We start from the raw sequence: 1,911 nt of genomic DNA on the forward strand, positions 1-1,911 counted from the left end.
ACAAACAGGCCATCCACCAGATGGGAGAGGCCCTTCATCAGAAGGGGTTCGAGGCCGACCCGGTTCAAGGCGCTGCCGACGGTTTCCAGATGCCGCAGTATCCAGTGGTTCCGCTCCCGATTGAGCTCGATGGTGGCGTCCAGATATTCCCGCAGCGCCTCGGGCGTGACGGACCAGAGACCGTTCCGACGCCAGACCACGGCCAGGCTTGGGGTGATGGCGAGGCGACTGGCATGGTACACCACCTCCTCCCAGGGGATCTCCCCCGCTTTGGCCAGGAGCGACCATGCGCGCGCGCTGCTGGCTGTGGTTCCCAGGGAGCGACCAAGCAGGCGAAGCAGTCGGGCCTGCTTCAAGGTCGGTCAGGACGCCGGGGCGGACTGGGCATCTTTGGCGGCGAGCAGGGTCAAAATGACGGGAGCGGTGTAGGCGGCATAGCGCCCCATTTTCAGAATGGCCTCGCGCCGATCGGTGGCTTCCGGCTGGTCGGCCACGGCTTCTTTTGGTTCCGGATTCTGTTCCATGCTCATGGGAAAACTCCTGAAATGAGGGTATCCAACTTTTCGCGATTTGATCTTTTTTTCCCGGCCTTGTCAAGCGTTCATCCGCACCGGAAAACAAAAGACGGCGACAAAGCATCGCTTCTGTCGCCGTCTTTCGTTGTCCTCGCTACAGGGCGCCGCTGAAGAGCATCCCTTCCAGGTCCCGCATCTGTTTCACCAGATCCACCATGCGATCACTGGGAATCTGGCGGATGACGTTCTCGGTTCCCTGGTCCACCACCTTGACCACCACCTGCTTGAGCTCCCGGTCCATGCTGAACCGCAAACTGTTGAATCCGGTCAGGGACTGGGTGATCTCCTCGGCCAGGCTCTTGAGCACCGACTTGTGCAGCACCTCCTGCCGTGGCTCCACGCCTGACATCAACGCCTGCTCCGCATCCTGCAACTTTCTTTCGAACCCGCCACCCCGAAACCGGACCGGGGGACCGATGACGGCGGAGCGCACCGCCGGCTCCATGCGATCCCTTGACCCGCTGGAGTCAAGAATGTTGGCAACGCTGTCCATCTGAGCACCTCCTTATGTTTGTGATCGTCTCGCCCCGATCCCATCCGAACGAGACAAACCATTGAATTGCGAAACACAACAAGGCTACCCAGCCTATTTCAACAGTTGCAGCGCGATCTGCGGTTGTTGGTTGGCCTGGGCCAGAATGGCCGTGCCAGCCTGTTGCAGAATCGAATTCTTGGTCAAAGCGGCGGACTCGGCGGCGATATCCGCGTCCGTGATTCTGGAGCGGGCCGAAGAGGTGTTCTCCGACACATTGCTCAGATTGGCGATCACCGCCTCGAAACGGTTCTGATAGGCGCCCAGGCTGGCCCGGATGTCGGAGATGGAATCCAGGGCGGAATCCACCCGGCTGATGGTCTTGTTGGCGCTCCCCTGGGTGCTGACACCCGCTGTGGCGCCCGCGGCCACGGAGACCAGAGAAACCGTCGTGGTACGCATCACACTGACCAGAATGGTCTGTCCGGCGTCCGCGCCCACATGAAAGACCTTGGCCGTTTCCCATCCACCGCTCAACAGGACCTGATTGTTGAATTCCGTCTGCACGGCGATCCGGTCGATCTCGGAGAGGAGCTGGTTGATCTCTTTCTGAATGGCCAGCCGGTCCACCGCGACCAGGGTGTCGTTGGCCGCCTGCACCGCCAGTTCCCGAATACGCTGGAGGGCGTTGGTGGTCTCGTCCAGAGCGCCTTCCGCCACCTGGGCCATGGAGATGGCGTCGTTGGCGTTGCGCGCCGCCTGATTGATCCCACGGATCTGCGCCGTCATGCGGGTGGAGATGGTCATGCCCGCTGCGTCATCCTTGGCGGAATTGATCCGCAACCCGGATGAAAGACGTTGGAA

The 1,911-nt window shown here is 61.2% G+C and carries 3 protein-coding genes and 1 pseudogene; all 4 read right to left on the bottom strand.

Features of this window, described 5'->3' with window-relative positions:
• Nucleotides 1-242, bottom strand: a pseudogene (locus tag ASN18_RS17015) (nucleotidyltransferase family protein); the annotation flags it as partial.
• Nucleotides 243-362: 120 nt separating this feature from the next.
• Nucleotides 363-524: a hypothetical protein gene (locus ASN18_RS17020; protein WP_157072779.1), complete on the bottom strand. Its 162-nt coding sequence runs from the start codon at nt 522-524 to the stop codon at nt 363-365.
• 145 nt (nt 525-669) lie between these two features.
• Nucleotides 670-1,068 (bottom strand): flagellar protein FlaG, encoded by a 399-nt coding sequence (locus tag ASN18_RS01685; RefSeq protein ID WP_085050866.1) that lies wholly within the window; start codon nt 1,066-1,068, stop codon nt 670-672.
• A gap of 93 nt (nt 1,069-1,161) precedes the next feature.
• A partial coding sequence (locus tag ASN18_RS17735) for a flagellin N-terminal helical domain-containing protein (protein ID WP_085050867.1) occupies nt 1,162-1,911 on the bottom strand: 750 nt, incomplete at its 5' end.

This window comes from Candidatus Magnetominusculus xianensis, assembly GCA_001541255.1.
GTDB lineage: Bacteria > Nitrospirota > Thermodesulfovibrionia > Thermodesulfovibrionales > Magnetobacteriaceae > Magnetominusculus > Magnetominusculus xianensis.